This window comes from Streptomyces sp. NPDC041205 (assembly GCF_055591765.1).
On record NZ_JBVIZH010000009.1, the window covers coordinates 306,000 to 330,155 of the forward strand.

22 protein-coding genes and 1 pseudogene are annotated in these 24,156 nt (G+C 72.7%); 14 read left to right on the forward strand and 9 right to left on the reverse strand.

Going from position 1 to position 24,156, the window contains the following annotated elements; all coding sequences use genetic code 11:
• The first annotated feature begins 49 nt into the window (after positions 1–49).
• Positions 50–517, forward strand: coding sequence for an ATP-binding protein (locus ACZ6BG_RS32805; protein WP_469008082.1), 468 nt, complete (start codon positions 50–52; stop codon positions 515–517).
• 343 nt (positions 518–860) lie between these two features.
• On the opposite strand, the gene ACZ6BG_RS32810 is transcribed toward ACZ6BG_RS32805, so the two are convergent.
• Positions 861–1,928, reverse strand: coding sequence for a DUF2637 domain-containing protein (locus ACZ6BG_RS32810; protein WP_469008084.1), 1,068 nt, complete (start codon positions 1,926–1,928; stop codon positions 861–863).
• Between the two features lie 257 nt (positions 1,929–2,185).
• The gene (locus tag ACZ6BG_RS32815; RefSeq protein ID WP_469008085.1) at positions 2,186–3,055 is read right to left on the reverse strand and encodes a (2Fe-2S)-binding protein; all 870 of its coding nucleotides are present in this window, start codon (positions 3,053–3,055) and stop codon (positions 2,186–2,188) included.
• A gap of 143 nt (positions 3,056–3,198) precedes the next feature.
• Here ACZ6BG_RS32815 and ACZ6BG_RS32820 point away from each other — a divergent pair, with 143 nt between their 5' ends.
• A complete protein-coding gene (locus ACZ6BG_RS32820; RefSeq protein WP_469008087.1) occupies positions 3,199–4,119 on the forward strand; it encodes a GntR family transcriptional regulator in 921 nt (306 codons plus the stop codon).
• Between the two features lie 91 nt (positions 4,120–4,210).
• On the opposite strand, the gene ACZ6BG_RS32825 is transcribed toward ACZ6BG_RS32820, so the two are convergent.
• Both ACZ6BG_RS32825 and ACZ6BG_RS32830 read right to left on the reverse strand, forming a co-directional pair.
• On the reverse strand, positions 4,211–4,987 hold the full coding sequence (locus ACZ6BG_RS32825) for a hypothetical protein (RefSeq protein ID WP_468461509.1): 777 nt from the start codon (positions 4,985–4,987) through the stop codon (positions 4,211–4,213).
• A 184-nt stretch (positions 4,988–5,171) separates the two neighbouring features.
• On the reverse strand, positions 5,172–6,926 hold the full coding sequence (locus tag ACZ6BG_RS32830; RefSeq protein ID WP_469008189.1) for a PucR family transcriptional regulator: 1,755 nt from the start codon (positions 6,924–6,926) through the stop codon (positions 5,172–5,174).
• A gap of 385 nt (positions 6,927–7,311) precedes the next feature.
• Here ACZ6BG_RS32830 and ACZ6BG_RS32835 point away from each other — a divergent pair, with 385 nt between their 5' ends.
• The 7 genes and pseudogenes from ACZ6BG_RS32835 to ACZ6BG_RS32865 all read left to right on the forward strand — a co-directional run bounded on the left by ACZ6BG_RS32835 (position 7,312) and on the right by ACZ6BG_RS32865 (position 15,869).
• Entirely contained in the window at positions 7,312–8,202 is an 891-nt protein-coding gene (locus ACZ6BG_RS32835) for an FAD binding domain-containing protein (RefSeq protein WP_469008089.1), read from the forward strand.
• On the forward strand, positions 8,202–8,810 hold the full coding sequence (locus ACZ6BG_RS32840) for a (2Fe-2S)-binding protein (protein WP_469008190.1): 609 nt from the start codon (positions 8,202–8,204) through the stop codon (positions 8,808–8,810). Before ACZ6BG_RS32835 ends, ACZ6BG_RS32840 begins: the two co-directional genes overlap by 1 nt.
• 2 nt (positions 8,811–8,812) lie before the next feature.
• The gene (locus ACZ6BG_RS32845) at positions 8,813–11,197 is read left to right on the forward strand and encodes a xanthine dehydrogenase family protein molybdopterin-binding subunit (protein ID WP_469008091.1); all 2,385 of its coding nucleotides are present in this window, start codon (positions 8,813–8,815) and stop codon (positions 11,195–11,197) included.
• Between the two features lie 187 nt (positions 11,198–11,384).
• Positions 11,385–12,842, forward strand: coding sequence for an NCS2 family permease (locus ACZ6BG_RS32850; RefSeq protein WP_469008095.1), 1,458 nt, complete (start codon positions 11,385–11,387; stop codon positions 12,840–12,842).
• A gap of 73 nt (positions 12,843–12,915) precedes the next feature.
• Positions 12,916–14,136 (forward strand): XdhC family protein, encoded by a 1,221-nt coding sequence (locus ACZ6BG_RS32855; RefSeq protein WP_469008098.1) that lies wholly within the window; start codon positions 12,916–12,918, stop codon positions 14,134–14,136.
• A gap of 10 nt (positions 14,137–14,146) precedes the next feature.
• Positions 14,147–14,377 (forward strand): annotated as a pseudogene (locus tag ACZ6BG_RS32860) (acyl-CoA-like ligand-binding transcription factor); the annotation flags it as partial.
• Between the two features lie 190 nt (positions 14,378–14,567).
• The gene (locus ACZ6BG_RS32865) at positions 14,568–15,869 is read left to right on the forward strand and encodes a cytochrome P450 (protein ID WP_469008100.1); all 1,302 of its coding nucleotides are present in this window, start codon (positions 14,568–14,570) and stop codon (positions 15,867–15,869) included.
• Positions 15,870–15,917: 48 nt separating this feature from the next.
• On the opposite strand, the gene ACZ6BG_RS32870 is transcribed toward ACZ6BG_RS32865, so the two are convergent.
• Positions 15,918–16,715, reverse strand: a complete 798-nt coding sequence (locus ACZ6BG_RS32870; protein ID WP_468461525.1) for a polysaccharide deacetylase family protein — start codon at positions 16,713–16,715, stop codon at positions 15,918–15,920.
• A gap of 319 nt (positions 16,716–17,034) precedes the next feature.
• On the opposite strand from ACZ6BG_RS32870, the gene ACZ6BG_RS32875 reads away from it, so the two are divergent.
• The 5 genes from ACZ6BG_RS32875 (at position 17,035) to ACZ6BG_RS32895 (ending at position 20,745) form a co-directional block, all read left to right on the forward strand.
• The gene (locus ACZ6BG_RS32875; protein WP_469008103.1) at positions 17,035–17,193 is read left to right on the forward strand and encodes a hypothetical protein; all 159 of its coding nucleotides are present in this window, start codon (positions 17,035–17,037) and stop codon (positions 17,191–17,193) included.
• A gap of 157 nt (positions 17,194–17,350) precedes the next feature.
• Positions 17,351–18,730: an FAD-dependent oxidoreductase gene (locus ACZ6BG_RS32880; protein ID WP_469008107.1), complete on the forward strand. Its 1,380-nt coding sequence runs from the start codon at positions 17,351–17,353 to the stop codon at positions 18,728–18,730.
• Between the two features lie 105 nt (positions 18,731–18,835).
• Entirely contained in the window at positions 18,836–19,837 is a 1,002-nt protein-coding gene (locus tag ACZ6BG_RS32885) for a hypothetical protein (RefSeq protein WP_469008109.1), read from the forward strand.
• An 87-nt stretch (positions 19,838–19,924) separates the two neighbouring features.
• Positions 19,925–20,512, forward strand: a complete 588-nt coding sequence (locus tag ACZ6BG_RS32890) for a DUF2975 domain-containing protein (RefSeq protein WP_469008112.1) — start codon at positions 19,925–19,927, stop codon at positions 20,510–20,512.
• Entirely contained in the window at positions 20,512–20,745 is a 234-nt protein-coding gene (locus tag ACZ6BG_RS32895) for a helix-turn-helix domain-containing protein (protein ID WP_469008115.1), read from the forward strand. The genes ACZ6BG_RS32890 and ACZ6BG_RS32895 overlap by 1 nt, the downstream gene beginning before the upstream one ends.
• Before the next feature lie 18 nt (positions 20,746–20,763).
• On the opposite strand, the gene ACZ6BG_RS32900 is transcribed toward ACZ6BG_RS32895, so the two are convergent.
• The 4 genes from ACZ6BG_RS32900 to cynR all read right to left on the reverse strand — a co-directional run bounded on the left by ACZ6BG_RS32900 (position 20,764) and on the right by cynR (position 24,101).
• Positions 20,764–21,408 (reverse strand): hypothetical protein, encoded by a 645-nt coding sequence (locus ACZ6BG_RS32900; protein ID WP_469008118.1) that lies wholly within the window; start codon positions 21,406–21,408, stop codon positions 20,764–20,766.
• A 91-nt stretch (positions 21,409–21,499) separates the two neighbouring features.
• Entirely contained in the window at positions 21,500–22,363 is an 864-nt protein-coding gene (locus ACZ6BG_RS32905; RefSeq protein ID WP_469008120.1) for a helix-turn-helix transcriptional regulator, read from the reverse strand.
• Between the two features lie 46 nt (positions 22,364–22,409).
• Complete coding sequence (locus ACZ6BG_RS32910; RefSeq protein ID WP_469008123.1) at positions 22,410–23,153, reverse strand: VOC family protein; 744 nt, start codon at positions 23,151–23,153, stop codon at positions 22,410–22,412.
• Between the two features lie 54 nt (positions 23,154–23,207).
• Entirely contained in the window at positions 23,208–24,101 is an 894-nt protein-coding gene (gene cynR, locus ACZ6BG_RS32915; RefSeq protein ID WP_469008127.1) for a transcriptional regulator CynR, read from the reverse strand.
• Between the last annotated feature and the right edge of the window lie 55 nt (positions 24,102–24,156).

Here is a 24,156-nt window from a genome sequence, read left to right on the forward strand (position 1 = left end):
AGACCGGTCGGGGGGCTTGGTCATGGTGGGCATCGGGTGGGCGGGGGTCATGACGAGACACCTAAGAGGAGGAGCCGCTACCGGTTCCGTGGGTTCGGTCGGATCCGCCGGTCCGGTTGGGCCCGGGGTCGGGCGGACGCAGTTGCGGCGCAGGCTCGGGCACGCCGATCTGCGGGCGGTGCCCGAGGCGCGGGGTGCGCTGCGGGAGCTGCTGCGGCACTGGGGGCGGCCCGGGCGGGCCGAGACGGCGGAGTTGCTGGCCAGTGAGCTGGTCACCAACGCGCTCGTGCATACCGACGGGGACGCGATTCTCACCGCCACGGTGGGGCCGCGGCGGCTGCGGGTCGAGGTCCGGGACTTCTTGGGGCGGCGGCCCCGGCCCCAGGTCCCCGAGGACGCCGAGGACACCCACGGGCGTGGGCTCCTCCTCGTCCAGTCCCTCGCCGACGCGTGGGGGGTGCGGGTGCACGGCGTGGGCAAGGCGGTGTGGTTCGAGCTGGACGCGGGGCCGAGCTGACCTTCGCGGGGCGCCCCAGTCCCGCCCCTTCCCGAAACCGGGGCCGCGCCCCTGGACCCCGGGGGTGGGGGTCCCGTGCGGGGCCCCCACCGGATCGGCGCTCCGCGCCTCGTCCTCGAACGCCGGACAGGCTGAAATTCGCCGGGGCGGGCTCAGAGGTGCCCAGTGGGGCGAGGTGTTTCGGGCCCGGGGATGCCGGGCTTTTGGGCTGCGCCGGGGGGAAGGTCGGACGGGTGGGTGGGAGAGAGCGCGTCGTGGGGGTCCCCCCTGCTCCTTGAGAGCTTGGGGGAGATTGAGGACGAGGCACGGAGCGCCGATACGGGGGTGCCCCCCGGCCGAGCCGTCACCCGAACTGCTGCTCGAGATCCTTCAGCTTCTGCTCCAGCGAGTCGAGCCGGGGCAACGTCTGGGTGTCGTCCTCGGCGGTGAGATCGACGGTGATGGGGCCGGACGGGTCATTCGGCACGGCCTGAAGGGAGGGCCGGTGCCGTACGGGAAGCTCGTCCTGGGGCGGCGGGGATGGCGGTGGCGCCGCTATGGCAGGGTCCGCGCCGACCTGCGCGGACCCACCCGAGGAGCCGACCTGGACGTCCACCTGACGACCCCCGCGCCCGTGGTACCCGCGATGCCCCCGGCTGATGGCCTTGAGCTGCGCCCGCTCCAGCTTCTCCTGGTCCCGCCGCCGCGTCCGCGCCTGCTCCTTCTCGCGCCGGTCCTCGCGGACCTCCTCGACGGCCTCGTCGAGGGTGCGTACGCCTTCGAGCAGCATCAGCGACCACGCGCCGAAGGTCTCCCGGGGCGCCCGCAGCCACCGCACGATGCGGATCTGCGGCAGCGGCCGCGGCACGAGCCCCTGCTCGCGCAGCGCGGCCCGGCGGGTCTGCTTCAGGGCCCGGTCGAAGAGGACGGCCGCGGACAGGGACATCCCGGCGAAGAACTGCGGGGCACCCGCGTGTCCGATGCCGCGCGGCGCGTGCACCCAGTTGAACCAGGCGGCGGCCCCCGCGAACGTCCACACCAGGAGCCGCGAGCCGAGCGCGGCGTCACCGTGGCTCGCCTCGCGCACCGCGAGGACGGAGCAGAACATGGCGGCGCCGTCGAGGCCGAAGGGGACCAGGTACTCCCAGCCGCCGGTGAGGTTCAGATTCTGTCGGCCGAAGCCGACCAGGCCGTGGAAGGAGAGGGCGGCGGCGACCGCCGCGCAGCAGAACAGGAGGACGTAGGAGGCGGTGCCGTAGACGGCTTCCTTGCGCCTGCGGCGCTCCTCGTTGCGCTCCCACGAGTCGTCGCTGGTGGTCACCTTTGCCTGGGCCTTCCTGCCCCGCGCGAGTACCGCCACCGCGACTGCCATGCCCAGGAGCAGGATCCCGCCGGGCAGCAGCCAGTCCAGCGATATGTCGGTCAGTCTCATCTGGCGTCCCTTGCGTCGCGTAGGGCGAGTTCGGGCGCCATAGTGGCCCACCGCGCACGGCGCCCAAGGCGGTTTTCCGGCAAGAGGACGCCAAGAGGGTGGTGAAGGCCGTGCCGAGCGCCGAATACCTCGAACTCATGCGGGAGACGCTGGAACTGGGTTCGATTAAACGCGCGCGAAGGAGTGGTTCGGGGAGCGGGCTGCGTACGGGCGGGCTCGCGCGGTCCCGGCGACGGCGTTCGGGGGCCGCCGGAGCGTCAGCTCGCGGCGTCGGCCGTCAGCCGGGCGACGCGGTCCGCGTCACACATACGGGGGCAGGTGACGCAGGTGTCGGCGGGCCGCAGCGTGTAGAACATGCAGCAGCTCGCGCGGTCCCGGGTGGGCAGCTTCTCCCCGTTCGGCCCGGTGAGTTCGCGGAACGCGGCCGTGCCGACGTACGGCTTCGTGGCGCCCGGGAGCAACTGCTCCAGCTCGGTCGTGGCGCGCTGCTCCTCGCCGAGGAGATGGGCCACGTACCAGAGGCCCTCGACGATCTCGTCCGTGGCGACGGCCCACAGCGCCCGGCCCCGGCGCCGCATGCGCGGTCCGAAGCCGTCGAGCAGCGGCCCCATGTGCTCCGCCACCGCCGCCCGCAGCTCGGCGCGCAGCGCCTCCTCGTCCGCCACGACGCGGGCGCCGGGCAGCGTGGCCGCCGGGTCGTCCGGCAGACAGGCGAAGCCGCCCGGGCGCACGGCGATCTTCCCGAGGGCACGCTGGAAGAAGACGTTCCCGACGGGGTAGCTCGGCACCCGGCGCTGGAGGAACCACGGCACCGTGAACAGCAGGGTGGCGGGCCAGGCGTAGCGGTGCAGGCCGAAGCTGGCGACGACGTCCGGGCGGGCCTGCTGGCCGTAGTCCTTGAGGACCTGCGCGTCGTCCCAGGCGAGGAACTCCTCGAACGCGGCCCCGGCCTCCGCGAGTCCGGCCGCGCCCACCCAGCCGCCGCCCCGCGGCGGCTGTTCGTCCTCGGCCAGCTCCTGGATGCGCAGCCCGGGGAACACCTCGGTGAGGCGGGCGTAGGCGGCGGTGACGGGGCTCTGAGCGCGCTCCGTACGTCGAGCGCCGCTTTCCAGGGTGGGAACGGACATGCGCGGGGACCACCGAATCACGGTCGATTACAGGTAAGCCTAACCTTACCCAACATGATCGAGGTTTCAACTGCGGTCGTGTCCGCCTATGGTGCTTCTCGTACGTTTCGGACGGACGGGGCGCGGAAGTGCGGGAGGCAAGCGTGGAGCGGGCGGGAGCGCGGACGGCGGATGTGACCGCCATGCGCGCCGCCGGGCGCGTGCCGGAACAGCCCGACGCGCGGCAGGTGGACGCGGTGGCGCGGGGCGAGCGCGCGCACGGCGGACCGGACGGAGACGGCGCCCTCGACGGGTCGGGCGACGCCATCTCGGGCATATCGGCCGTCCAGGGCGGCTCGGGTGCTCCAGGTGCCTCAGGTGCGCTGGGCGCCCCGGACGCTCCGGACCCCCTGTCCCCGGGCCCCGCCCGCCATCTCGGGGTGCCGCCCCCGCGCAAGCCCATGCGGCGCACGTCCGTGCGCGGCCAGGTGCTCGACGCCCTGCGTGCCGCGCTGGTCGGCGGCGAGCTGGCGCCGGGCGAGGTGTACTCCGCCCCGGCCCTCGGCGAGCGCTTCGGGGTCTCGGCGACGCCCGTGCGCGAGGCGATGCAGCAGCTCGCGCTCGAAGGCGCGGTGGAGGTGGTCCCCAACCGCGGCTTCCGGGTCACCCGGCGCGGGGCGCGTGAGCTGGGGGAGCTGGCGGAGGTACGGGCCCTGATCGAGGTGCCGGTGATGCTGCGCCTTGCCCGCAGCGTGCCCGCGGAGGCGTGGGCACGGCTGCGCCCCCTGGCCGAGGCGACCGTGGCCGCCGCGGCCTGCGCCGACCTCGCCCGCTACGCCGAGGCGGACCGGGCCTTCCACGGCGCCCTGCTCGCCCTCTCCGGCAACCAGCAGCTCGTCCAGGTCGCCGACGACCTGCACCGCCGCTCCCAGTGGCCCCTGGTGACGGGCCCGGTCGCGGGCCGCCGCGCCGACCTCGTGGCCGACGCGGCCGAACACATCGCCCTTCTGGACGCCCTGGTCGCCCGCGATCTCCCGGTGGTCCAGTCCCTGGTGCGCGAGCACTTCACGGGCGGCGACGTCTGAGCCGGCGGCGGCGCACCGGACGGGTACGCCCGAGCGGTCGGCGACGCCCGCCCCGGCCGCCGCGCCGCCGCTGTCTCAAGTCACCGCTGTCTCAAGCCGCCGGTGCCGGAGGCGTCAGCTGTGCCGCCAGCCACGAAGGCACCCCGCCCAGGAGGCGGAACAGGCGGGTCGCCTCGGCGCGCAGCCGGGACGCCTCCGGTTCGGGCTCCGCGTCCGCGAGGGCGGCGAGGGCCGGGGCGGTGCCGACCAGGAAGCCGAGTTCCTCGCGGATGCGCAGGGACTCCGAGAAGCCGTGCCGGGCGTCGGCCAACTCGCCCTCGCGCAGGGCGAGTCCGGCCAGATGGCGCCAGGTGAAGGAGAGCAGCAGCGGGTCGTCGTGGGCGGTGGCGCCGGCGTGGGCGCGGCGGTAGGCGGCGCGGGCGGCCTGCGGGGAGTCCGCGATGTGCTCGGCGATCAGGCCGCGGCGGAAGTCGAGGAGGGGGCGCCCGGAGGAGCCGGGAGCGAGCAGCGCGGCGGCCCTGCCGAGCGCTGTGCGAGCCTCGTCGGCCCGGTCCCGTACGCCCAACACCGTGGCTGCGTACGCGAGTTGGCCGCGCTCGCAGGCCGCGGCGCCGCGGGCGTCGTCATCGTCGGCGACCGCCTCCGCCGTCCGCAGGCTGTCCTCGGCCTCGTCCCAGCCGTCGCCGGTGAACAGGCAGCGCTCGATGAGGAGCGAGGTTCTCTGGACGGCGACGTCCGCGCCCTCACGGGTGGCGAGCAGCGCCGCCGCGTCGGTCCAGCAGCCGCGCGAGCGCAGCCGCCATACCGCGGTCTGGAGTGGATCGTTCGAAGCGTTCGTTCCGGTACCAGACATGGCGGTATGCGCCACGTTGCCCTCCCCTAGCGCGCCATTGAGCTGTTGAGTCGTGGGCGAATCTCAGCACGGATCGGCGCGCTCGGCCAAGGGGATGGGTGAAAGATTTCACAAACGAGGGGGAACGAGAGCTGAGGGACAGGCGGGGGCCGCGGGGCCGGGGAGGCGCCCGCGGCCCCTGAGAACCGGCCCGGAGGCCTCAACTCATGCGCAGGGCCAGGAAGAAGTCCAGCTTGTCCTCAAGTCGGGAAAGGTCACGGCCCGTCAACTGCTCGATACGCCCGACCCGGTAGCGCAGTGTGTTGACGTGCAGGTGCAGCCGGGTCGCACAGCGCGTCCAGGAGCCGTCGCAGTCGAGGAACGCCTCAAGCGTCGGGATGAGTTCGGCGCGGTGCCTGCGGTCGTACTCGCGCAGCGGGTCCAGCAGGCGCGCGGTGAACGCGCGGCGCACGTCGTCGGGCACGAAGGGCAGCAGCAGCACGTGCGAGGCCAGCTCCTGGTGGCCCGCAGCGCACACCCGTCCCGGCCGTGCCGCGGCGACCCTGCGGGCGTGCCGGGCCTCCTCCAGGGCGCCCCGCAGCCCCTCCGCCGAGTGCACGGACGCGCTGACGCCGATCGTGAGCCGGCCGTCGTCCGCGAGGCCCGCGGAGAGCGGCTCCCGCACGGCCGTGAGCAGCGTGTCCGCGAGCAGCCCCGGCTCGGCGCCGTCGGCCTCGGCGGCCAGCGCGGGCAGCGGCACGAGCGCGATGGCCTCGTCGCCGGTGTGGGCCACCGCGATCCGGTCGGACGGGTCGGGCCCGGCCGCCGCCGGGTCGACCAGGATCTCCTCGAGGAGCGACTGGGCCACCGGGCCGCCCTCGATCCCCGCGCCGTCGGTGCCGTCGGCGGCGTTGGTGGCGTTCCACTCGACCCGCGCCACCACGACCTGCCAGTGCGGCGCCGACCCGAGCCCGGGGAGCAGCACCGGCGCCGCGACCCGCAGGCGCGCCGCGATCTCGGCGGGCGCCGCGCCCGTCTGGACCAGTTCCAGGACCTCCTGGGCGAGGCGGCGGCGGACCGTGCGCGCCGCGTCCCTGCGGTCCCGCTCGACGGCGATCAGCTGGGTGACGCCCTGGAGCAGGTCGAGCCGCTCCTCGGGCCAGTCGCCCGCGTCCGCCTCGACGGCGAGCAGCCAGTCCGAGAGGACCGTCTCGCGCACGTCCCGCGACGCGCCGACCGCGCCCCGGCCGCTGGACCGAATGGGGAACAGGGAGTACGTCACTCCCGGCCCGCCACCCGACCGCCGCCCCTCGTCGAGGCGCTCCGCGCCGCCCCCCTCGATCGTCACCCGGTGCGGGCCCCGGCGCCCCGTCCGGGCGGCGGCGAGGTGCTCCCCGGCGAGCCGCGCGCAGACCGCCGCGGGCAGGGCGGGGCCCGCCGTGCCCGCCCCGGCGATGGGCCGTCCGGCGGGGGAGAGCACCCAGGCCCGCAGGTCCAGGTCGGTGCCGAGCAGGTCGAGGACCACGTCGGGGCCGCCGCCCGCCGGGCCCGAGGTCATCAGGCGGCGGTGGCGGTCCACCACGGCCGCCAGGTCCCCGGCGCGCTCGCCGGACACCTGGCGTACGACGTGCTCGGTGATCGTCGCGAACGCCACCGACTCGTTGACCGCGAACAGCGGCAGGCGGTGGCGGGCGCACGCCTCTACAAGGTCGTCGGGGACGGCGCCGAGCTCCGCCTCGCCCGCGGCCAGCGCGGCGACCCCGGCGGCCGCGAGAATACGTACGAAAGGCTCGGTGTCCGAGGCGTCCCTGCGCCAGGCGAGACCGGTGAGCACCAGCTCGCCGCCCGCCAGATAGCGGCTGGGGTCGCGCAGGTCCGTGGTCATCACGCCACGCACGGTGCGGTCCAGCTCGTCCTCGCCGCCGAGCAGCCTGAGGCCCAGCGCGTCGGTGTCAAGGAGTGCGCGCAGCCGCATGGTGTCGTCGCCGCCGATCTGTCTCGATTTCACGTGTGGCCGAGGTCCCGGACGAACCTCGGGGCCGCGGAGTCCCGAAGGCGCCGCGGTTTCTAGAGGGAATCCGCGAGGTTACCGGGGACCGTTCTTCATACGAATCTACAAGACTCGCGCCTTGGCCAGCCAACTCCTTCATGGTTTCGGTGACTGACCCCATCGGAGGACCGGGCGGTGTACTTGCCCCACTCCGCGTTAACAGCACATGAACGAGTAGTCGAGAGGCGAAGGACCGCCTCGGCCAGAACGTTGGCCGGAACGATCGCCCCGGCTCGTCAGCCTAGTAAGCCCCGGTCGGAACCCCAGCGGGATCCGGCCGCCAGGCACGATCACGAAGAGAGAGCCACTCATGGACTTCCTTCGCCCCGCCAGCTGGGAGGAGGCGCTCGCCGCGAAGGCCGAGCACCCCACCGCTGTGCCGATTGCGGGTGGCACCGATGTCATGGTCGAGATCAACTTCGACCACCGTCGTCCGGAGTACCTGCTGGACCTCAACCGCATCGGTGAGCTGCGGGAGTGGGAGGTCGGTGCGGACACCGTCCGGCTCGGCGCCTCGGTCCCGTACACGGACATCATGGAGAACCTGCGCGCGGAGCTGCCCGGCCTCGCGCTCGCCTCGCACACGGTCGCCTCGCCGCAGATCCGCAACCGCGGCGGCGTCGGCGGCAACCTCGGCACCGCGTCCCCGGCCGGGGACGCCCACCCGGCGCTGCTCGCCGCCGACTGCGAGGTCGAGGCGGAGTCCGTACGCGGCTCCCGCCTGATCCCGATCGACGAGTTCTACACCGGCGTGAAGCGCAACGCCCTCGCGCCGGACGAGCTGATCCGGGCCGTGCGCATCAAGAAGGCCGACGGACCGCAGCAGTACTCCAAGGTGGGTACGCGCAACGCCATGGTCATCGCCGTGTGCGCCTTCGGCATCGCGCTGCACCCCGAGACGCGCACCGTGCGGACCGGCATCGGCTCCGCCGCCCCGACGCCCATCCGGGCGAAGGCGGCCGAGGAGTTCCTGAACGCGGCGCTCGAAGAGGGCGGCTTCTGGGACAGCAGGAAGATCATCACCCCGTCGGTCGCCAAGCAGTTCGCGGAGCTGGCCTCCGGCGCCGCCAACCCGATCGACGACGTGCGCGGCACGGCGAACTACCGCCGTCACGCCGTCGGGATCATGGCCCGCCGCACGCTCGGCTGGACCTGGGAGTCGTACCGCGGCAACGGCCGCAGCACTGAGGGAGTCGCATGATGCGCGTGAACTTCACGGTCAACGGCCGTCAACAGGAAGCCGACGACGTGTGGGAGGGCGAGTCCCTGCTGTACGTGCTGCGCGAGCGCATGGGCCTGCCGGGCTCCAAGAACGCCTGCGAGCAGGGCGAGTGCGGTTCCTGCACGGTCCGCCTCGACGGCGTGCCGGTGTGTTCGTGCCTGGTCGCGGCCGGGCAGGTGGAGGGCCGCGAGGTCACCACCGTCGAGGGCCTCGCCGACTACGCCAAGCACCGCGAGAACGCCCACCCGGGCGGCGGCTGCGCCACCGGCGCCTGCGGCACCTCGCTCCAGGACGCCCAGCAGTGGCGCGCCAAGGGCCAGGACTCGCAGACCGGCGAGGGCGCGATCTCCCCGGGCGCAGCCCTCTCCCCGATCCAGCAGGCGTTCATCGACGCGGGCGCCGTCCAGTGCGGTTTCTGCACCCCCGGTCTGCTGGTCGCGGCCGACGAACTCCTGGAGCGCAACGGCCAGCCGTCCGACGCGGACATCCGCGAGGCGCTCTCCGGCAACCTCTGCCGCTGCACCGGTTACGAGAAGATCCTCGACGCGGTCCGCCTGGCCGCGGCCCGTCAGGGAGAGGCGGTCTGATCATGGCTGGCACCACCACGGGAATTCCCGCCAACGTCACCCAGGGCTCCCAGACGAAGGGCGGCGTCGGCGAGTCGATGCTGCGCCCCGACGGCACCCTCAAGGTCACCGGCGAGTTCGCCTACTCCTCGGACATGTGGCACGAGGAGATGCTCTGGGGCCAGGCCCTGCGCTCCACGGTCGCGCACGCCGAGATCGTGTCCATCGACACCTCCGAGGCCCTGGCCCTCTCCGGCGTCTACGCCGTCCTGACGGCCGACGACCTGCCGGCGGCGAAGAACTACGGCATGGAGTACCAGGACACCCCCGTCCTCGCCTACGGCAAGGTCCGCCACCACGGCGAGCCGGTCGCCCTCGTGGCCGCGGACCACCCGGAGACCGCGCGCCGCGCCGCCGCGAAGATCAAGATCGAGTACCGCGAGCTGCCGGTCATCACGGACGAGGCGTCCGCGACCGCTCCCGACGCGGTCCTGGTCCACGAGAACCGCGGCGACCACCACGCCGGACACTCCCCGCACCCGAACATCGTGCACCGCCAGCCGATCATCCGCGGCGACGCCGCCGAGGCCGCCAAGAGGGCCGACGTCATCGTCAAGGGCGAGTACACCTTCGGCATGCAGGACCAGGCCTTCCTCGGCCCGGAGTCCGGTCTCGCGGTGCCCGCCGAGGACGGTGGCGTCGACCTGTACGTGGCGACCCAGTGGCTGCACTCGGACCTCAAGCAGATCGCCCCCTGCCTCGGCCTGCCCGAGGAGAAGGTCCGCATGACGATGGCCGGGGTCGGCGGCGCGTTCGGCGGCCGCGAGGACATCTCCATGCAGATCCTCGCCTCCGTGCTCGCGCTGCGCACGGGCAAGCCGGTGAAGATGGTCTACAACCGGTACGAGTCCTTCTTCGGCCACGTCCACCGGCACCCGGCGAAGCTCACTTACGAGCACGGCGCCACCAAGGACGGCAAGATCACGCACATGAAGTGCAAGATCGTCCTGGACGGCGGCGCCTACATGTCCTCGACCCCCTCGGTCGTCGGCAACGCCTCGTCCCTCTCGGTCGGTCCGTACGTCATCGACGACGTGGAGATCGAGGCGATCGGCCTCTACACCAACAACCCGCCCTGCGGCGCCATGCGCGGCTTCGGCGCGGTCCAGGCGTGCTTCGCCTACGAGGCCCAGATGGACAAGCTGGCCGCGAAGCTGGGCATGGACCCGGTGGAGTTCCGGCAGAAGAACGCGATGGAGCAGGGCACCATCATGCCGACCGGCCAGCCGGTCGACTCGCCCGCTCCCGTCGCCGAACTCCTGCGCCGGGTCAAGGCCCGCCCCATGCCGCCGGAGCGCCAGTGGGAGTCCAGCGAAGGCGCCGACGTCCGCGCGCTGCCCGGCGGTCTGTCCAACACCACGCACGGCGAGGGCGTCGTCCGCGGCGTCGGCTACGCGGTCGGCATCAAGAACGTCGGCTTCTCCGAGGGCTTCGACGACTACTCGACCGCGAAGATCCGCATCGAGGTCATCAACGGCGAGGCCGTGGCCACCGTCCACACCGCCGCGGCCGAGGTCGGCCAGGGCGGCGTCACCATCCACGCGCAGATCGCCCGCACCGAACTCGGCGTCCAGCAGGTCACCATCGCCCCCGCCGACACCCAGGTGGGCTCGGCCGGCTCGACCTCCGCGGGCCGGCAGACGTACATGACCGGCGGCGCCATCAAGAACTCCTGCGAGATCGTCCGCGAGAAGGTCCTGGAGATCGGCCGGCGCAAGTTCGGCTCGTACCACCCGGCCTGGGCGAGCGCCGAACTCCTCCTGGAGGGCGGCAAGGTCGTCACCGACGGCGGCGAGGCCCTCGCCAGCCTCGTGGACGTCCTGGAGGACGAGGCCGTGGAGGTGGAGGAGGAGTTCAGGCACCGCCCCACCGAGGCCTTCGATCTGCGGACCGGCCAGGGCAACGGCCATGTCCAGTACGCCTTCGCCGCGCACCGCGCGGTCGTCGAGGTCGACACCGAACTCGGCCTCGTGAAGGTCATCGAGCTGGCCTGCGCCCAGGACGTCGGCAAGGCGGTCAACCCGCTCTCCGTCATCGGCCAGATCCAGGGCGGCACCACGCAGGGCCTGGGCGTCGCGGTGATGGAGGAGATCATCGTCGACCCGAAGACCGCGAAGGTGAAGAACCCCTCCTTCACGGACTACCTGCTCCCGACCATCCTCGACACCCCGACCATCCCGGTCGACTACCTGGAGCTCGCCGACCCGCACGCGCCCTACGGCGTACGCGGCATCGGCGAGGCCCCCACCCTCTCCTCGACCCCGGCGGTCCTCGCGGCGATCCGCGCGGCCACGGGTCTGGAGCTCAACAAGACGCCGGTACGTCCAGAACACCTCACCGGTACGTAAGCCCTCCGGGGTCAGCGGAACAGTCAGCGGAAAACGCTGAAAAAAAGGGGGTCCGGGGGACTCTCGTCCCCCGGACCCCCCTCTCCTCAAGTTCGTCTCGGGCCGTCCCCCGGGTCGTGCAGCCAACGCACCATCCCAAATCCCGCAGCTTGGCGGGTGCCCCTGTGAACCTTGGGAGTAGGCAACCATGACCCAGCAGTCAGTGGAGCCGAAGACCACCGCCGAGGACGCGGGCTCCGGCTCACGCGTCCCCGCCGGACGGTCTTGGCTCGACCGGTACTTTCACATATCCCTCAGAGGATCGACGGTCGCGCGTGAGGTGCGCGGCGGCATCACCACCTTCATGGCGATGGCGTACATCGTCCTGCTCAACCCGCTGATCCTGTCCGGCAAGGACGCGGCGGGCGACACGATGGGGCAGAAGGCCCTCATCACCGCGACGGCCTTCGCCGCGGCCGTCACCACCCTGCTCATGGGCTTCGTCGGCAAGGTGCCGCTGGCCCTGGCCGCCGGGCTCTCCGTGTCCGGCGTCATCGCCTCGCAGGTCGCGCCCGAGATGACCTGGCCGCAGGCCATGGGCATGTGTGTGATGTACGGCGTGGTGATCATGCTCCTGGTCGTCACCGGGCTGCGCGAGATGATCATGAACGCGATACCGCTCGCGCTCAAGCACGGCATCACCATGGGCATCGGCCTGTTCATCGCCATCATCGGCCTGGTCAAGGGCGGCTTCGTCCACCAGGGCAAGGCGACCCCGCTGACCCTCGGCCCGGCCGGTGAGCTCCAGGGCTGGCCCGTCCTGCTCTTCGCCGGAACCCTGCTCCTGATCTTCATGTTGCAGGCCCGCGACACCCCCGGCGCCATCCTGATCGGCATCGTCACCGGCACGGTCGTCGCGGTCGCCCTGAACGCGATGGACGTCATCAACCCCAAGCAGTGGGCCAACGGCGCCCCCGAGCTGCACGGCAGCGCGGTCTCCACGCCCGACTTCTCGCTCTTCGGGGACGTCGAGTTCGGCGGCTGGGGCGAGGTCGGCGCGATGACGGTCGGCATGATCGTCTTCACCCTGGTGCTCGCGGGCTTCTTCGACGCGATGGCGACGATCATCGGCGTCGGCACGGAGGCCAACCTGGCCGACGACAAGGGCCGCATGCCGGGCCTGTCCAAGGCCCTGTTCATCGACGGCGCGGGCGGCGCGATCGGCGGCGTGGCGGGCGGCTCCGGCCAGACCGTCTTCGTCGAGTCCGCGACCGGCGTCGGCGAGGGCGCCCGTACGGGCCTCGCCTCCGTCGTCACCGGCCTGTTCTTCGCGGCCTGCCTGTTCTTCACGCCCGTCACCGCGATCGTCCCGCAGGAGGTCGCGTCCGCCGCGCTCGTCGTCATCGGAGCGATGATGATGATGAACGCACGGCACGTCGACTGGGCCGACCGCGCCACCGCTATCCCGGTGTTCCTGACCGTGGTCCTGATGCCCTTCACGTACACCATCACCACCGGTGTCGCGGCGGGTGTCATCTCCTGGGTCGCCATCAAGATCGCTCAGGGCAAGGCACGGGAGATCGGGGCCTTCATGTGGGGCCTGACCCTGATCTTCATCGTGTACTTCGCCCTCAGCCCCATCGAAAGCTGGATGGGCGTCCACTGAGGCACCGCCCGCCCCGCACACGCCCATGGGGAGCCTCTCGGGGAGGCTCCGCGGAGCCCTTGAGGAGACCGACATGCTGGACATCGCCGAAGAGCTGAACCGGTGGGTCGAGCAGGGACGTGACTTCGCCGTCGCCACCGTCGTGGCCGTCGGCGGGAGCGCGCCCCGGCAGCCCGGCGCCGCCCTCGCCGTCGACAGCGACGGCACGGCGATCGGGTCCGTCTCCGGGGGCTGTGTGGAGGGAGCGGTGTACGAGCTGTGCCGGCAGGCGCTCGACGACGACGACACCGTCGTCGAGCGCTTCGGCTACAGCGACGACGACGCCTTCGCCGTGGGCCTGACCTGCGGCGGAGTCATCGACATCCTGGTCACACCGGTCCGCGCCGACTCGCCCGCGCGGCCGGTGTACGCCGCCGCCCTCGCCGCCGCGGCCCGGGGCGAGGCGGCAGCGGTCGCCCGGATCACGGAGGGGCCCGCCGAGCTGATGGGGCGGGTGCTGCTCGTCCGTGCGGACGGCGGGGCCGGGCTCGCGGGGGTCGCGCACGGGGACGGGCCCCCGGACGAGGTCACGCCGGGCGTCGCCGCCGCGTACGAAGGCGGCCTCGGCGGACATCCCGAGCTGGACCGGACCGTGGCGGGCGAGGCCCGCGCGCTGCTGGACGCGGGGCGCACCGGCACCGTCGGGATCGGCGCGGACGGCTCCCGCTGCGGGCAGCCCCTGACCGTCCTCGTCGAGTCCTCCGTGCCGCCGCCCCGGATGATCGTCTTCGGGGCCATCGACTTCGCCTCGGCTCTCGTCCGCGTCGGCAAGTTCCTCGGCTACCACGTCACCGTGTGCGACGCGCGGCCCGTCTTCGCCACGCCCGCCCGCTTCCCCGACGCCGACGAGATCGTCGTCGAGTGGCCGCACGAGTACCTGGAGCGCACCGAGGTCGACGGCCGCACCGTGCTGTGCGTCCTCACGCACGACGCCAAGTTCGACGTGCCGCTGTTGCAGTGCGCGCTGCGGCTTCCGGTGGCCTATGTGGGCGCGATGGGGTCGCGCCGCACTCACCAGGACCGCAACCGCCGGCTGCGTGAAGTCGGTGTCACCGAGCTGGAGTTGGCCCGGCTCCGGTCGCCCATCGGGCTCGACCTCGGGGCGCGTACGCCGGAGGAGACGGCGCTGTCCATCGCGGCGGAGATCGTTGCCTCCCGGCGGGGTGGGAGTGGGGTTTCGCTCACCGGGGCGCACACGCCCATCCACCATGATGGAACGCGGAAGTCGGGTGGGCGGATCGGCTCGGTCGCCTGAGGCCGGTCCCCGGCAGGCGCAGTGGCGCGACGACCTGGCGGCGGAACTGGCCCGTCGCGAGGGCCTCGACGCCGCGGCCGAGCTGTCCCCGCGCCTGGCCGCCGGGATGGCCCTGAGCGCCTTCGACGCCGTGCTGCACCGCTGGAGCGGCAGCGACGGCACGGAGGACCCGGCGGGCCTGACGGACCAGGCGTTCACCGTCATCGCCCCCGCTCTTGACGCGGGGGTTCGGCGGGGCTGAAGGGGGCCGTGGGGGCTTCTGGGGGCTGCGGGACGGCGTTCAGGTCGCGGGCCCGGGACCGGCTTCCAGGGTGTGTGGGGCGCGGGCGGCCCCTGATTTCCCGGCGTGAGCGTGCGGGGGTGCGCGAGCCCCGGCGAGACGGGGCCCGCGCCCTTCCGTGGGGCTCGGCGGCTCGGGCACCATGAGGAGGATGGAGCGGCAACAGCACGCCAGGCTGGACGAGTTGATGCGCGACCCCTACCCGCTGTACGCGCGCGCCCGGCGTGCCGAAGGGCTCACCCATGTGCCCGAGCTGCAGGCCTGGCTGGTCGCCAGGGACGCCGACGTCCGTGAGGTGCTGCGCAGGCCGGACGTGTTCTCCTCCGCCAACGCGGTGCGCCCGGACGCCGTTCCCTCGCCCGCGGCCCTCGCCGTCCTGAGCCAGGGCCAGGACCAGGGCGGCGGCCCCTGCCGCCGCGTCGTCGTCACCGCCGACGGCCCCGCGCACCTGCGCCTGCGCGCGCCCATCGTCCGCGGCCTCTCCCCGGCCAGGGTGGCCGCCGTGCTGCCGTACGTGACCGAGCGGGCGACGGCCCTGGTCGACGCCCTCGCCGCGGCGGGGCCCGGCGGGCGGGGCGGGCCGCGCGTGGACGTCATGGAGGCGTACGCGTTACGGCTGCCGGGGCAGGTGATCGGGCGGGTCCTCGGCTTCGATCCGGAGGACGTGCCGGTGATCGTGCGCGGCGGGCACAGCTCCGAGCGGTTGCTGTTCCGGCCGCTCCCGGAGGACGAGCAGATCGCGGCGGCCCACGACACGGTGGCGCTGCGGCGGCTCCTGGAGGGCTACGTACGGGACCGGCACGCCGCGCCGCGCGACGACCTGTGCAGCGAGCTGGTCACCTCGCTCGCCCCCGACGACGGCGACCCGGACGACGGCGACCCCGAGGCCGACGACGTGGGCCCCACGCTGACCCTCGGGCAGCGCGCCGAGCTGGTCGCGCACCTGCACAACTTCCTGCTCGCCGGACACCTGACCACCACGGCGCTGATCGGCACGACACTGCTGCACCTGCTGCGCCACCCCGCGCAGTGGAAGCTGGTGTGCGAGGAGCCGGAGCGCATCCCGGCCGCCATCGAGGAGGCGGCCCGCTACGACACCGCCCTCCAGGGCTTCCGCCGGGTCACCACCCGCGCCGTCACCCTCGCGGGCACCGAACTCCCGGCGGGCGCCGAGGTCCTGGTCGGCTTCGGCTCCGCGGGGCGCGACGCGGGGCGCTACGAACGCCCCGACGTCTTCGACATCACCCGCACCCCGGTCTCCCGGCACGTCGCCTTCGGCCTGGGCGCGCACGGCTGCCCCGGCGCCCAGCTCGCCCGCGAGCAGCTGCGCGTGACCCTGGAGCTGTTCACACGGCGCTTGCCCGGCCTGCGGCTCGCCGCGGACGGGCCGCCGGTGCGGATGCTTCCGACGCTGATGCACCGGGCGCCGGAGGCGCTGTACGTGGAGTGGTGACCGCGCGACCCCACGGTCCATGCCCACCGAGCCCGCCGCACTCGCGGCCTAGCGGTACACCTTCCCCGGCTCCGCCTTGCCCGGCGCGAGCAGTTGCGGCACGGTCACGAAGACGTACCCGCGCTGCTTCAGCGCGTCGATGATGCCCGGCACCGCGGGCACGGTGCCCTTGTAGATGTCGTGCAGCAGGATGATCCCGTCGCGGCTGGACTGCTCGAGGACCCGCTTCTCGATGAGGGCGGAGTCGTTCGTGGTGTAGTCCTTGGCGGTCACCGTCCAGAGGATCTCGGAGAGCCCGAGCTCGCGGGAGATCTTGTTGACGGTGTCGTTGGTGCGTCCCTGCGGCGGGCGCATGAGCGTCGGCTTCTTGCCTATGAGCTTCTCGATCGCCTTGTTGGGGCGCTCCAGCTCGGCGCGCGCCTCCTTGGGGTCGATCTTGGTGAGGATCTTGTGCGACCACGTGTGGCTCGCGACCTCGTGGCCCTCGGCGTCCATCTGCTTGACCAGCTCGGGGTACTTCACGATGTGGTTCTTGCCGAGCGTGAAGAAGGTCGCGGGCACGGCCTTCTCCTTGAGGATCTTCAGCAGCCGTGGCGTGTTCTCGCTGGGCCCCGCGTCGAAGGTCAGCGCGATGCACTTGGCCTTGCGGCAGTCCACGGTCCCGAACTTGCCCTGATCAGCGGCCTTCGCGTCCACCGCGTCCTTGCGGACGGTGCTCGGGGACACGGTGTCCAGCTTGGTGCAGCCGGACAGGGCCACGCTCACGGCGAGCGTGGCCAGCCCGAGAAAGGCGGTGCGGGGACGCAACCTGATCGCGGGCTTCCGCATCTTGTGTATAGCAGGCATGCGGGAACTATACACAGAGTGTATAGAAGGCGTGCCCGGGGGGTCTGACGTGCGCGGAGTCCCCGCCGGGGCGCCCCGGAGAACGGTCCCGGGGGGCGGGGCGGCGGTCAGGTCCTGCTGCCGTCGGAGCGGCCGAACATCTCGATCTCCGCGATGGCCGCCTGCTTCTTCGCCGACGCCGCGTGGGCCGACTCGATCGTGAAGCGGACCTTGGTGACCTCGCCGACGCGGAAGGCACGGCGCCGGCCGCCCGCGCCCGGGGCCAGGGTGAGGTCGCGGGTCGTCGTGCTGCCTGCCGTCCTTCTTGGTGATCGTTGCCTTGTCGCACAGTGCCGTCCTCGTCTGGCTGCTCTTCTGGACGTCGGTGGTCGCCGCGGTGCGAACGGCCGTGCACACGACCCGATTTCGGCGGGCGACGAGTCGGCTGGCGGGGGCGGTGCTGGTCGTCCTGGGGGTGCGCACCGCCGTGGCGAGGTAGGGACGGGCGCCCGCGGGGAGGCGGGCGCGGGCCGACGGCGCGTGCTCCCGTGCGCTCCCCGGGTGGTCTTGATCGTCCCTGTGGCACACGGTGAAGTGGCACCAGATCTGAGCCGAGCGGACCGCGCCGCGCTGAGCCGAGAGAAACGGGACGGGTCATGGCCACGAAGAAGCGCAGCCCCAAGGCCGGTGCCCGGTGGGAGCGGGCCGTTGTCGTCGGTGGGGGGTACGCCGGGCTCGTCGCCGCGCGCGTTCTCGCCGACCACTTCGCCGACGTGCTCGTCCTGGAGCGCGACCCGGTGCGGCCGGACACGGGGGTGCACCCGCACATCCCACAGGGCTACCACGCGCACGCGCTGCTCGCGAAGGGCGGCGAGGTCCTGGAGGGGCTCTTCCCCGGGCTGCGGGCCGAGTTGGCGGACCTGGGCGCGCCCGTCCTCGACTACGGCGAGCGGATCAGCTTCCTGCTGCCGACCGGCTTCGCGCCGCGCGACCCGGTCGGCGTGTCCATCCAGACGTTCACCCGCGACGAACTCGAACGGCGCCTGCGCCGACGGGTCTCGGCCCTCGCGCCGGTGCGCCTGCTCGCGGCCACCCACTGCGAGACGGTGACGGCGAGCGCCCCCGGCCGCTTGGACCGGGTGTGCTACCGCGCGGCGGGCGCCGACGCGTCCGTGGAGGTCACCGCCGACCTGGTCGTGGACGCGTCGGGCCGCGCCACCTCCGTCGACCGCTGGCTCACCGACGCGGACCTGCCGGTGTCCGACAAGACCGTCATCAAGGCCAAGATCACCTACACGTCGGCGTGCTACGAACGCCCACCGCGGGACCGCCAGGACGGCCCCGACTTCGACGTCGCGTACCAGATGGCCTTCGCACCCGGCGTCCCGCGCGGCGGAGTGGTCCTCGCCGTGGAGCACCACCGCTGGATGTGCTCGCTGTTCGGCTTCGACCAGCACGTGCCGCCCACCGACGACGAGGGCTACCTCGACTTCGCCCAGAGCCTCGGCAACCCGCGCCTCGCCGAACAGATCAAGCGCGGCACCCGGCAGGGCGAGATCCACCGCTACACCAACCCCGGCAACGAGTGGCGCCTGCATCACAAGAACCCCCGCTGGCCCGAGCGGCTGATCGCGCTGGGCGACGCGGTCTGCGTGTTCAACCCCGTGTACGGACAGGGGCTCACCGTCGGCGCGCTCGAAGCGGAACTGCTCGGCCGCCTGCTGCGCCGCCGGAGCGGCGCCTCCGGCCTCGACGGCCTCAGCCGCGCCTACCAGCGCGGCGCGGCCCGCCTCATCAAGGTCCCGTGGACCATGGCCACCAGCTCCGACCTGATGTGGGCCCCCGGCAACCAGCTACTTCCCGCCCGTTTCGCCCACTGGTACAACGAGCACGTCTTCGCGCTCGCCGTGGGCGACCCGGACGTATGGGCCCGGTTCGTCCGCGTACTGAACATGTCGGCCCCGCCCGCACTGCTGTTCCGCCCGGCCGTGCTCGGCAAGGTGGTACGCCGCGCGCTCACCCGCCGCGCGAGCTGAACCCGGGGGAGGGGGGCGGGGGCGGTGCGCCCCGGGCCCGGCGGGCTGGCGTGAAATCGATCATGGAATGATCATCAAGCGGCTCACCAGATGTATACCTTTGCCGTGACTTTACGCGATTTCCTCCCCCTGACCTGCGCCGCGACCGTCCTGGCCGCGGCGCTCTGCGCCTCCCCTGCCGTCGCTGCGGAGCCGTCGGCGACGACGCCCCGCGCGGCCGCCGCGCCCGCCGAGAACACGCTCTGCGTCTACAGCACTGAGATCACCGACAAGACCACCGGCGGCTACGTCTGGGACGTGGGCACCCGCGCCCACGCGCTCTGGAAGTCCGACGACTTCCAGAGCAAGTACGGACAGCTCTCCTACGGCGAGCAGACGAACAAGCTCCTGTACGAACTCAACGTGAGCCAGCACGTCTTCGGCCACAGCTGGCTCGTGCACTTCAACTCCGGCGGCGCGTTCCAGCGGCAGCTCGCCGGGGGCGGCACGGCACGCTACGACACGTACTCCTTCCAGCCCGAGGATCCCGACGGCCGCAACGGCGACGGCAGCCCGGTGGACGGCATGTCCGTCAACTACACCGGCTACGACATCAACGCGCCCGGCAAGCCCCTCGTCGAGTGGGACCGGCCCAGCCGCAAGCAGGACCGCGACGGCGCGTACGCGCCCCGGGCGGCCCGCTGCAAGACGCTCAGCGCCACCCAGCAGGCCGCGTTCGACCGGGAGATCGAGCGGCGCGAGCAGGCCGACGAGAAGTACACGCTCCTGCCGAGCTGGAAGTACCTCCTGACCGGCGGCTGGGCCGGTGCGCCCGCCCGCAACTGCACGACCTTCGCCCTCCAGGTGTGGGACGCCACGATGGCCAACTCCCCGTCCGAGCGCATCGATCCGACGCTCGGCCTCCCCGCGGCCGACCTCAACCGGCGCGGCGCGGAGATAGCCGCCGACCTCACCCAGAGCGAGTACTCGGCGTGGATCCCCGCCCTCGCAGGCAAGTGGATCCACGAGAAGAACGGCAACCGGGACGAGAACGAGGAGGTGCCGCGCTTCGCGGACGACCACCTCGCACCCGCGACGAGCCCTGCCGGGGTCCGGGCCGGGGGCTAGATCACGGGCGACGCGCAGCCGCGACTTGTCGATTATCGATATGGCCCGCTACCGTGGCCATATCGAAAATCGATAGGGAGGGATGCGATGAACACGCGACTCACGAGGACCCTGGCCTCGGTGACCCTTTTGCTCGCGGCGCTCTCTGGGCTCGTCTTCATCGGTACGGCGGTCACACACCTGACCGACGACGGGGCGGTCTGCGTGGAGACGGGCTTCTGGCGCAGCACCGAGGTGGCGCCGGACAGCCTCCCGATCGAGAAGGGCGTGGAGGCGTCCGGCAGCGGCACCCGGCTCTGCCAGGACGACCCCTCCGCGGGGCAGCGCGCCGCGGACCTCGGGGGCCAGTTGCCCTGGCTCCTCTACGGCTCCGTCGCGCTGCTGCTCTTCTCCCGGCTCCTGGACGCCGTCGTGGACAAGGGGCCGTTCACCGATACGGTGTCGCGACGGCTCTCCACGCTCGGCTGGGTCGTCGCCCTGGGCGCCCCGGTCGCCAGTCTCGTCGTCGGTTGGTCGCGCTCCTGGCTCGTCGGGAGCATGGCGCCGGTCGCGGGTTCCGGGCCCGAGATGGCCGGGTCGCTCGAACTCGTCCTCGCCGGACTCGCGGCGGTCGTGATGGGCAAGATCATGCGGGAAGGCGTACGGATGCGAGAGGACCTCGAAGGGACCATCTGATGCCCGAGGAGGAACTCCACGCGATCCGCATCCACCTGGACCGGATCCTCGCCGAGCGCGGCATGACCCTGACCGAGCTGTCCGCACAGGTCGGCATCACCGTCGTGAACCTGTCCGTGCTCAAGAACGGCCGGGCCAAGGCCATCCGCTTCTCGACCCTGTCGCGGATCTGCGAGGTCCTGCGGTGCCAGCCGGGGGACCTGATCACCCACGACCCGGACGAGCCGGCCTAGCCCCCGCCCGGCCTCCGCTCAGGAAGCGACCCGCTCCCCGGTCGGCTCGGCGACCACGATCTGGATGTGCCCCGGGGCGTACTTGCGGGACTTGGCGACCATCTTGGCCAGGTCGAGCTTCTGCCGCTGCACGGCCACGTACATCGGGGCCGGCATGGCCGGGTGCGCCGGGGGGACCTCCGCCCCGGCGGGCAGCGTCGCGCCCTCGCGCAGGCGCACGCCGATCAGGGCGTCCTCACTGTTCGGGGGCGTGGCCACGACGAACTGGGTGACGTCGTTCCAGGGCAGAAGTACGGTGCCGACCCGCACCCCGGCGGCGTCGAACTGGAACAGGACGCGCTTGGAGTCGAACCAGGACGAGATGAACGGGATCGCGGCGACGATCACCACACCGCCCTTCATGTCGAGCGCCCAGCCGAGGAGTACGGCAAGGAGCACGACACCCGCGATGGCTCCCCACAGGCCGGCCAGGTCCTGGGGCGAGAACGGGCCCGTGACCTTGTAGCGCTCCCACCGGCCGCGGCGCGCGGGCTGATTCGGATTCGACATCGGGGTCCCCCTGAGGTGATGGTGCGGTGCGTCGACGTACTCGCGGTACTGGCCGTACTCGAAGTGCTCGCAGTACTCGCGGTACCGGACCCAGGCCGTCGGCCTGAAGATCACAGTGGGGGACCTTAGTGACGTACGGGCGGGCTGGCTTGGACAAATATGACCTGCCCGGCACGGACCTGAAGACAGTGTCTGAAGGCGGGGCCTAGAGGGGGAGGGCGCCCTCCGCCGGGCGTGCGGCGGCCATCTCGCCGGGGGTGATGTCGGCGAGGGCGCGGAACTCGCGGTTCAGATGGGCCTGGTCGTAGAAACCGCAGGTGGCGGCCACGTCGTCGAGGCCGGCTTCCGTGCGGGCGAGCAGCCCCGCGGCGCGGTGGAAGCGCAGCACGCGGGCGGACATCTTCGGTGTCAGGCCGATCTGCTGGGTGAAGCGGCGGACCAGGTAGCTGTGGCTCCAGCCCACTTCGGCGGTGATCCGGGCGATCGGCAGGGCACCGCCCGAGCGGGCGAGGAGCCGCCAGGCACGGCTCACCTCGGGCGCGGGTTCCGGGCCGCGCCCGAGGCGGGCCAGTAACGCGGCGTCCAGCAGGTCGAACCGGGCTCCCCAGCCGCTGGTGGCCGCGAGGCGCTCCACCAGCTCTCCGGCCCGGGGGCCGAGGACGTGCGGGAGCTCGACCACCTGGTTGGTCAGCTCACGCAGCGGCATGGCGAACAGCCGGTAGGCCCCCAGCGGCGTCAGTTCGAGCCGGATCGCCTCCTGCCCGCCGGGGTGGTCGCACACCCGGGGCCCGTCCTCCAGGCCCGCTATCAGCGAGCCCACCACGTGCTCGGCGGGGCCCGCGGGGTGCAGCCGGCGGACCTGGGCGAACGGCGCCCCCAGGCTGATCACCACGACGGCGCGGCCCGTGGGGACGAGCCGGACCCGGAAGGGCGAGACCGTCGCCTCCCAGTACCCGGCGTAGCTGTGCAGATAGGGACGCAGCGCGGGCGGCCAGGGCCGGGTCACGCGCCACCGGCCAGCGCCCACCCGGGTCATCTCGACGCCCCTGCCGACAGCACTTCCGCTCACGACCCCTGGCATGCCGCGCCCCCTCCCGATGTGCTTGCCGTGGCGGTCAGCGGGTCCCGAGGACGCAGAACTCGTGCCCCTCCGGGTCGGCCATGCACCGCCACGGGACGTCGCCCTGGCCGAGGTCGATCTCGGTGGCGCCGAGGGCCCGCAGCCGGGCCACCTCCGCCTCCTGGTCGTCGCCGGAGTACGGCAGCAGGTCGAGGTGGAGGCGGTCCGGCACGGTGTGCCCGTCGGTCGAGCGGAGGAACTCCAGATACGGGCCGACCCCCTTGGCGGAGCGCAGCGAGGCGTGCTCGCCGGTCACCTCGTGCACGGTCCAGTCGATCGCCTCGCCCCAGAACCGGGCCATGGCCCGCGGATCCGCGCAGTCGACCACCACCGCGGCGATCGGCCCGGTGTCCCGGTAGCTCTCCCGGGGCTCCAGGACGCAGAACTCATTGCCCTCCGGGTCGGCGAGGACCGTCCACGGCACCTCGCCCTGGCCCACGTCGGCGGGCGTCGCGCCGAGGGCCTTCAGGCGCGCGACCAGCTCCTCCTGATGGGCCGCGGAGGTGCTGGCGAGATCGATGTGGGTCCGGTTCTTCGTCGCCGTCTTGCCCTCGGGCACGGTCACGACGTCGATGCAGACGGCGGCGGCGTCGGGCCACACGAAGTCCCCGCCGGGCTCGACGTTGGTCACCCCGGGGGCCTCGCTGGAGATCCCCCAGCCGAGCGCCTCCGCCCAGAACCGTCCGACCGCGGAGTCGTCGAGCGCCTTGAAGTTCACCTGTACCGGTCGCAGTGCCATGCCGGGGAGCCTATGCCGACGAGCCGTGGAGCGGGCGACGAGGGGCGGGGCGGCTCACATCACGGTCCGCGCCCACTGGACGGCCTGGTCGGCGAAGGCGCGGGCGGCGGCGCTCTGGTAGGTGCTCTCGCGGCGCAGGAGGGTGACGGTGCGGGAGGGGAGCACCGGGGTGAGGGGGATGGGGGTGAGGTGGGCGTGGTCGTGGGCGATGGCGTCGGGCAGGACGGTGGCCAGCGGGGCGCGCGCCACGATCTCGGTGAGGGCGTTGATGGAGTTGGCCTCCAGGGCGATGCGCAGCCGCACGTGGTGGTCGGCGAAGTGCTTGTCGATGTGTCTGCGGGTGGCGAAGTCCCCGCTGAGCAGCGCGAATTGACGTTCGCCGAGGTCGGTGAGCGGCAGGGGCCCGGGGGTGCCGGCGTCGGGGTGGTGGTGGCCGACGACCAGGCTCAGGGCCTCGGTGAACAGCGCGGTGGCCCCGACGCCCGGAAGGTGGGCGCCGCTGAAGGCGATGCCGAGGTCGAGCCGGTCGGCCAGGAGGTCGGCTTCGATGCGGTCCTGGGGCATCTCGCGCACGTCCAGGGTGATGCCGGGGTGGCGGGTGCAGAAGCCGGCGACGAGCGGGCCGGTCAGGTAGGCGGTGAAGGTGGGGGTGACGGCGAGGCGGAGGTGCCCGCGGGAGAGGTCCTGTACGTCGAGGACCGCGCGCTCGCCCGCCGCCAGGTCCCGCAGCGCGCGCCGGGCGTAGTGGGCGTACGTGGCCCCGGCGTCGGTGAGGCGCACGGTGCGGCCGGTGCGCTCCAGGAGCTGTACGCCCACGGCCTTCTCCAACTGCTTGATCTGTTGGGACAGGGTGGGCTGGGCGATGCGCAGCTCTTCGGCGGCGCGGGTGAAGTTGGCGTGCTCGGCGACCGCGAGCAAGTAGCGCAGGTGGCGCAGTTCCGGCTTCATGCCCGTAACTATAGATGGGACCAATAGCGGACAGTGATAGCACGTCTTGGACGCT

What these genes read in the sequence shown, in the direction of transcription:
- ACZ6BG_RS32805 (WP_469008082.1), top strand. Translation starts at nt 50, where the DNA reads ATGACGAGACACCTAAGAGGAGGAGCCGCTACCGGTTCCGTGGGTTCG.
- ACZ6BG_RS32810 (WP_469008084.1), bottom strand. Translation starts at nt 1,928, where the DNA reads ATGAGACTGACCGACATATCGCTGGACTGGCTGCTGCCCGGCGGGATC.
- ACZ6BG_RS32815 (WP_469008085.1), bottom strand. Translation starts at nt 3,055, where the DNA reads ATGTCCGTTCCCACCCTGGAAAGCGGCGCTCGACGTACGGAGCGCGCT.
- ACZ6BG_RS32830 (WP_469008189.1), bottom strand. Translation starts at nt 6,926, where the DNA reads ATGCGGCTGCGCGCACTCCTTGACACCGACGCGCTGGGCCTCAGGCTG.
- ACZ6BG_RS32835 (WP_469008089.1), top strand. Translation starts at nt 7,312, where the DNA reads ATGGACTTCCTTCGCCCCGCCAGCTGGGAGGAGGCGCTCGCCGCGAAG.
- ACZ6BG_RS32840 (WP_469008190.1), top strand. Translation starts at nt 8,202, where the DNA reads ATGCGCGTGAACTTCACGGTCAACGGCCGTCAACAGGAAGCCGACGAC.
- ACZ6BG_RS32845 (WP_469008091.1), top strand. Translation starts at nt 8,813, where the DNA reads ATGGCTGGCACCACCACGGGAATTCCCGCCAACGTCACCCAGGGCTCC.
- ACZ6BG_RS32850 (WP_469008095.1), top strand. Translation starts at nt 11,385, where the DNA reads ATGACCCAGCAGTCAGTGGAGCCGAAGACCACCGCCGAGGACGCGGGC.
- ACZ6BG_RS32855 (WP_469008098.1), top strand. Translation starts at nt 12,916, where the DNA reads ATGCTGGACATCGCCGAAGAGCTGAACCGGTGGGTCGAGCAGGGACGT.
- ACZ6BG_RS32865 (WP_469008100.1), top strand. Translation starts at nt 14,568, where the DNA reads ATGGAGCGGCAACAGCACGCCAGGCTGGACGAGTTGATGCGCGACCCC.
- ACZ6BG_RS32870 (WP_468461525.1), bottom strand. Translation starts at nt 16,715, where the DNA reads ATGCCTGCTATACACAAGATGCGGAAGCCCGCGATCAGGTTGCGTCCC.
- ACZ6BG_RS32880 (WP_469008107.1), top strand. Translation starts at nt 17,351, where the DNA reads ATGGCCACGAAGAAGCGCAGCCCCAAGGCCGGTGCCCGGTGGGAGCGG.
- ACZ6BG_RS32890 (WP_469008112.1), top strand. Translation starts at nt 19,925, where the DNA reads ATGAACACGCGACTCACGAGGACCCTGGCCTCGGTGACCCTTTTGCTC.
- ACZ6BG_RS32895 (WP_469008115.1), top strand. Translation starts at nt 20,512, where the DNA reads ATGCCCGAGGAGGAACTCCACGCGATCCGCATCCACCTGGACCGGATC.
- ACZ6BG_RS32910 (WP_469008123.1), bottom strand. Translation starts at nt 23,153, where the DNA reads ATGGCACTGCGACCGGTACAGGTGAACTTCAAGGCGCTCGACGACTCC.
- cynR (WP_469008127.1), bottom strand. Translation starts at nt 24,101, where the DNA reads ATGAAGCCGGAACTGCGCCACCTGCGCTACTTGCTCGCGGTCGCCGAG.